The sequence below is a fragment of the Actinomadura sp. KC345 genome (assembly GCF_004348515.1).
GTDB lineage: Bacteria > Actinomycetota > Actinomycetes > Streptosporangiales > Streptosporangiaceae > Spirillospora.
In genome coordinates this window covers 1-5,210 of record NZ_SMKH01000428.1, presented here as the reverse complement: position 1 = coordinate 5,210, position 5,210 = coordinate 1, and the positions used below count along the sequence as shown (strand labels likewise).

Sequence of the window (5,210 nt, the reverse complement as noted above, 5' to 3'; positions counted from 1 at the left end):
CACACGCGACAGGCCCGCCACGGCGGCGGCGGCCGAGACCACCCCGCCACGACGGGCCCGCACCCGGCCGGGCACCTCGCCACCGGCGAGGACCCGACCTGCGAATCAGTCCTCGTCCCCTCCGGCGTCCTTCTTCGGCGCACCCTTCCCCGGCTCCGCCTCCGCCGACTTCGCTCCCGAACCGGCGTCCCCGGCGTCCCCGGCGTCCCCGGCGTCCCCGCCCACGGAACCGCCCGACGCGCCCTCCGCCGACGACGACAGCAGATCACCGATCCGCGCCGCCGCCAGCCGCTTGAACAGCCGGTGCTCACGATTGCGGTCCAGGACCGCGACCTCCAGCGACGTCGCCTCCAGATGACGGTCCGAATCCTGCGCCTCCAGCGCACGCACCGCCGTCCGCAACGCGTCCACCAGCGACGAACCCTCCCGGTAGCCGTCCTTCAACGACTGCGCCACCGCGTCCGCCTGGCCGCCCATCGCCACATAACCGTGCTCGTCCGCCACCGAACCATCGAACGTCAGCCGGTAGATCTGGTCCGTATCCGCGTCCTCGCCCACCTCCGCGACGACCAGCTCCACCTCGTAAGGCTTGTTCGTCTCCGTGAAGATCGTCCCCAGCGACTGCGCGTACACGTTCGCCAGACCCCGCGCCGTCACATCGCGGCGGTCGTACTGGTACCCGTTGATGTCCGCGTACCGGACCCCGCCCAGCCGCAGATTCTCGAACTCGTTGTACTTCCCCACCGCCGCGAACGCGATCCGGTCATAGATCTCACTGATCTTGTGCAGCGCCCGCGACGGATTGTCCGCCACGAACAGGATGCCGTCGTCGTACTGCAGCACCACGACACTGCGGCCACGCGCGATCCCCTTGCGCGCATAGTCCGCCTTGTCCTTCATCTGCTGTTCGGGCGACACATAGAACGGCATGGACACCGGTCTGGATCCCTTCTATCGCAGCGGGGCGGTCGGCCCGCCCGGCGAGTCGTAACGTCCGTCGACGACGGCCTGCGCCAGCGCGCCCACCTCGTCCTCGCCCAGCCGGCGATACCCGTCCGACGTCACCGACGCCACCACAGGGAAGATCCGCCGTGCCAGGTCGGGCCCGCCCGTCGCCGAATCGTCATCGGCCGCGTCGTACAGCGCCTGCACGCACACCAGCCCCGCGTCCTCCGCCGACAGATCCGGCCGGTACAGCTTCTTCAGCGCACCCCGCGCGAACACCGACCCCGAGCCCACCGAGTGGAAGTCCCGCTCCTCGTACCGGCCGCCCGCCGGGTCATAGGAGAAGATCCGCCCCTCGTCCCGCTCCTCGTCATAGCCCGCGAACAGCGGCACCACCGCCAGCCCCTGCATCGCCATCGCCAGGTTCTGCCGCACCATCGTCGCCAGCCGGTTCGCCTTGCCCTCCACCGACAGCGTCCGGCCCTCGCGCTTCTCGTAATGCTCCAGCTCGACCTGGAACAACCGCACCATCTCCAGGCCGATGCCCGCCGTCCCCGCGATCGCGATCGCGGAGAACTCGTCCGCCCGGAACACCTTCTCGATGTCCCGCTGCGCGATCACGTTCCCCGCCGTCGCCCGCCGGTCACCGGCCATCACCACGCCGCCGGGGAAGCCCACCGCGACGATCGTCGTCCCGTGCGGGATCTCCTCCCCCGCCCGCGACGCGGGCGGCGTCCGCCCGCCGGGCAGCGACTCCGGGGAGTACGCCCCCAGGAACTCCGTGAACGACGACATGTCCGGGCTCCCGAACAACCCCGGCACACGCCCGGTGCGCGATTCGTGGGACGCCACGCGACTCCCTTCCCTCCACCATGGCGCCGGCTCCCTCACGAACCTCCACCGGCGCGGACGACTACGACCCTACTGTTCAACGTCGCCCGCGCGCATGCCGCATGATCCCCGGCCACGTCAGCCCACGGCGAACCCCGGCGGCGCACCCCGCCGTCACTCCACCCAGACCGGCCCCACCCGCAGGACCCCGAGCTCCGGATTCTCCTTCCGGTACCGCCCGTCCGCCTCCCAGTGCACCGTCCAGCCGCCGGGCGGCACCTTCACCGGATTCATGTCCGGGACGGTGAACGACAGCCGCGTCCCGCCGCCGGACGCCGGGACGGTCTTGACCAGGGCGCCCATCAGATAGTCCGCCGCGCGGCGGAGGGCGACCGGGTCGTCGCGAAGCTGCCCCATGCCCGTGTTGCAGCCATGGCACGCGATGCCGCGTACGGCTCCCGTCTCGTGGTCATGGTCGACGTGCTTCGCGGGGAAGTCGAAGCAGACGGCGCAGAGGCCTCCCTGCATCTCGAGGAGCCGGTCGGCGTCCTCGTCGTTGATCCCGTACTTCTGGCGGAGGTGGTAGTGCCTCGGGGATTGCAGCGACTCGGACCGCGTCCGCCAGCCGGGGTCCGAACGGACACGGTCCGGCCCGCCGAACATGCGGGCGCCGGTCTCGAGCTCCAGCCTCCGGGCGTGGGAGCCTTCCAGTTCCAGGTACTCCGCCGCGAGCCGCAGGCGTTCCGGGTCGTCCTCGAACTGGCCGAGGCCTCCATTGCACTTGAAGCACAGGACCCGGCGGACGAGCCCCGTCATGTGGTCGTGGTCGACGTGCTTCGCCTCCGCGCGGAGGCAGATGACACAGATGCCGCCCTGCTCGGCGATCATCTGCCGGACCTGGTCCTCGGTGACTCCGTAGCGCAGCTTCAACAGGTAATTCCGCCCGCTGCCGTGGTTGCGCTCCTTGTTGTCCGCCATGACCTTGTTGTGACACGGACGACAGTATGTGGCGAGCCCCGATGATTTAGCACGGTTATGGCCGAACTCGACGACCGGCTTGATCTTTTCGCACTGCGCGCAGTACTTCATCCCCTCCGGGACATCCGAATGCCTGCGGTAAACCCGCGTTTCCTTGCCCAGCTCTGACTGCTTCTTCCAGTAAGAACGGCTGTTCCGCAGACCGAAGCAGACCTTGCAGTAGTACGCCAGCCCGTCTTTGGAGGCCTTGAGCTTCCAGAACTCCGCAGCCGCCTTGACCTCACCGCAGTCGAGACATCGTTTCGAATGCATGGGCGAGACCTTAGCGGTCTCGCCCATGCATTTGCTGCCGTTTTAGGTTGTGTGGATTATGCCCGGAAATGCCACCAGACCTTCCGTCCGGTCAAATCGGACAAAGCATCACTGACCGCCCTTTTGCACGTAAGAACGGATAAAGTCCTCGGCGTTCTCTTCGAGAACTTCGTCTATTTCGTCCAGAATTGTGTCCACGTCGTCCGTGAGCTTTTCCTGGCGCTCCTGCACGTCCTCGGTGGTGGTGGCCTCGGTCTCCTCGACCTCTTCCGTGCGCCGGGGGGTCTGCTTCTGACCTCCGGTGTCCTTCGTGGCCATCTCGTACCTCCGCTCTGCCGGTCCTTCCGACCTTATCTCCGATCTTCAACGGCCAGCGGATCTTGAAAACCCGTTTCGCCGTCTCCGCCGGGAGGCCGGGGACTTGCTCGGGTTATCGCCCGTCCGCCGGTCACTGAAACGGGCATACTGGTCACGAAACCGAGACACCGCCCGTCAGCGCAGGTCAGCGGGCCCGGCCGGACTCGATAGTGACACTATCCAAAGTGCGCGCAAATGGGCCCGGACGGCACTCGTGCGCCGTCCGGGCTCAGGAGGCCGCAGGTCAGCTCTGGCCGGTCAGGGTGGCCACCAGGTCGGCCGCGGTCCGGCAGCGGTCCAGGAGGGGCCCGACATGCTGCTTGGTCCCTCGCAGGGGCTCCAAGGTGGGGACGCGCTGCAGGGACTCCCTGCCGGGGACATCGAAGATGACGGAGTCCCATGAGGCCGCGGCGACGGAGTCGGCGTACTGGCGCAGGCAGCGGCCTCGGAAGTAGGCGCGCGTGTCCTCCGGCGGGTCGTCGATGGCCGCCTCGACGATCTGCTCGGTGACCACGCGGTCGATGCGGCCGCGATCCACGAGGCGGTTGTAGAGGCCCTTGTCGGGCCTGACATCGCTGTACTGCAGGTCGACGAGCTGGAGGCGGGGGTGGGACCAGTCGATGTTGTCTCGGGTGCGGTAGCCCTCCAGGAGGGCGAGTTTGGCGACCCAGTCGAGTTCGCGGGAGAGCTGCATGGGGTCGTCGCCGAGGCGGTGCAGGACCGATTCCCAGCGGTCGAGGACGTCCTTGGTCATCTCGTCGACGTCGGAGCCGAAGCGGTCCTCGACGTACTTGCGGGACTGCTCGAGGTACTCCATCTGGAGCTGGACGGCGGTCATCTTGCGGCCGTCGCGGAGAGTGAGCAGGTGCTTGCACGACGGGTCATGGGAGACGGCGCGGAGGGCGGCGACGGGCATGTCGACGGAGAGGTCGGCGGTGAGGAAGCCGTCCTCGATCATGGCGAGGACCAGTGAGGTCGTGCCGAGCTTGAGGTAGGTGGACAGCTCGGCCATGTTGGCGTCGCCGATGATGACGTGGAGGCGGCGGTATTTCTCGGGGTCGGCGTGGGGTTCGTCGCGGGTGTTGATGATGGGGCGTTTGAGGGTGGTCTCGAGGCCGACCTCGACTTCGAAGAAGTCGGCGCGCTGGCTGATCTGGAAGCCGTCGCCGCGGCCGTCGACGCCGATGCCGACGCGGCCGGCGCCGGTGACGACCTGCCGGGAGACGAAGAAGGGGGTGAGGTGGCGGACGATGTCGGCGAAGGGCGTCTCGCGGCGCATGAGGTAGTTCTCATGGCAGCCGTAGGAGGCGCCCTTGTTGTCGGTGTTGTTCTTGTAGAGCTGGATGGGGTGGGTGCCGGGGACCATGGCGGCGCGCTGTGCGGCGTCGGCCATGACGCGTTCTCCGGCCTTGTCCCAGATGACGGCGTCGCGGGGGTTGGTGCATTCGGGGGCGGAGTATTCGGGGTGGGCGTGGTCGACGTAGAGGCGTGCGCCGTTGGTGAGGATGACGTTGGCGAGGCCGAGGTCTTCGTCGGTGAGCTGGGTGGGGTCGGCGACTTCGCGGGCGAGGTCGAAGCCCCGGGCGTCGCGCAGGGGGTTCTCCTCCTCGAAGTCCCAGCGGGCTCTGCGGGCCCGTGCCGCCGAAGCCGCGAGGTAGGCGTTGACGACCTGGGAGGAGGTCACCATCGCGTTGGCCCCTGGCTGTCCGGGTACGGAGATGCCGTACTCGGTCTCGATGCCCATCACCCGCCGAACACTCATATCGTCGAGCCTATCGGGGCGGGCG

Annotated in this window: 5 protein-coding genes; all 5 read right to left on the bottom strand. The window is 68.2% G+C overall.

Annotated features, from left to right (window positions below):
* Positions 1-105 precede the first annotated feature (105 nt).
* Positions 106-930, bottom strand: coding sequence for a proteasome subunit alpha (prcA, locus tag E1281_RS37305; RefSeq protein ID WP_131884415.1), 825 nt, complete (start codon positions 928-930; stop codon positions 106-108).
* A gap of 21 nt (positions 931-951) precedes the next feature.
* Positions 952-1,740 carry a proteasome subunit beta gene (gene prcB, locus E1281_RS37300; protein WP_165959272.1) on the bottom strand — a complete coding sequence of 263 codons (789 nt, stop codon included), beginning with the start codon at positions 1,738-1,740 and terminating at the stop codon, positions 952-954.
* Positions 1,741-1,950: 210 nt separating this feature from the next.
* Complete coding sequence (locus E1281_RS37295; protein ID WP_131884413.1) at positions 1,951-3,066, bottom strand: endonuclease VII domain-containing protein; 1,116 nt, start codon at positions 3,064-3,066, stop codon at positions 1,951-1,953.
* Between the two features lie 108 nt (positions 3,067-3,174).
* Positions 3,175-3,384: a ubiquitin-like protein Pup gene (locus tag E1281_RS37290; protein WP_131884412.1), complete on the bottom strand. Its 210-nt coding sequence runs from the start codon at positions 3,382-3,384 to the stop codon at positions 3,175-3,177.
* Positions 3,385-3,667: 283 nt separating this feature from the next.
* A complete protein-coding gene (dop, locus tag E1281_RS37285; RefSeq protein WP_207943740.1) occupies positions 3,668-5,185 on the bottom strand; it encodes a depupylase/deamidase Dop in 1,518 nt (505 codons plus the stop codon).
* Positions 5,186-5,210 lie beyond the last annotated feature (25 nt).

Bases quoted from the DNA above. Each gene is read 5' to 3' on its own strand.
- prcB (WP_165959272.1), bottom strand. From the start codon at position 1,740: ATGTCGTCGTTCACGGAGTTCCTGGGGGCGTACTCCCCGGAGTCGCTG.
- dop (WP_207943740.1), bottom strand. From the start codon at position 5,185: ATGAGTGTTCGGCGGGTGATGGGCATCGAGACCGAGTACGGCATCTCC.
- prcA (WP_131884415.1), bottom strand. From the start codon at position 930: ATGCCGTTCTATGTGTCGCCCGAACAGCAGATGAAGGACAAGGCGGAC.
- E1281_RS37290 (WP_131884412.1), bottom strand. From the start codon at position 3,384: ATGGCCACGAAGGACACCGGAGGTCAGAAGCAGACCCCCCGGCGCACG.
- E1281_RS37295 (WP_131884413.1), bottom strand. From the start codon at position 3,066: ATGCATTCGAAACGATGTCTCGACTGCGGTGAGGTCAAGGCGGCTGCG.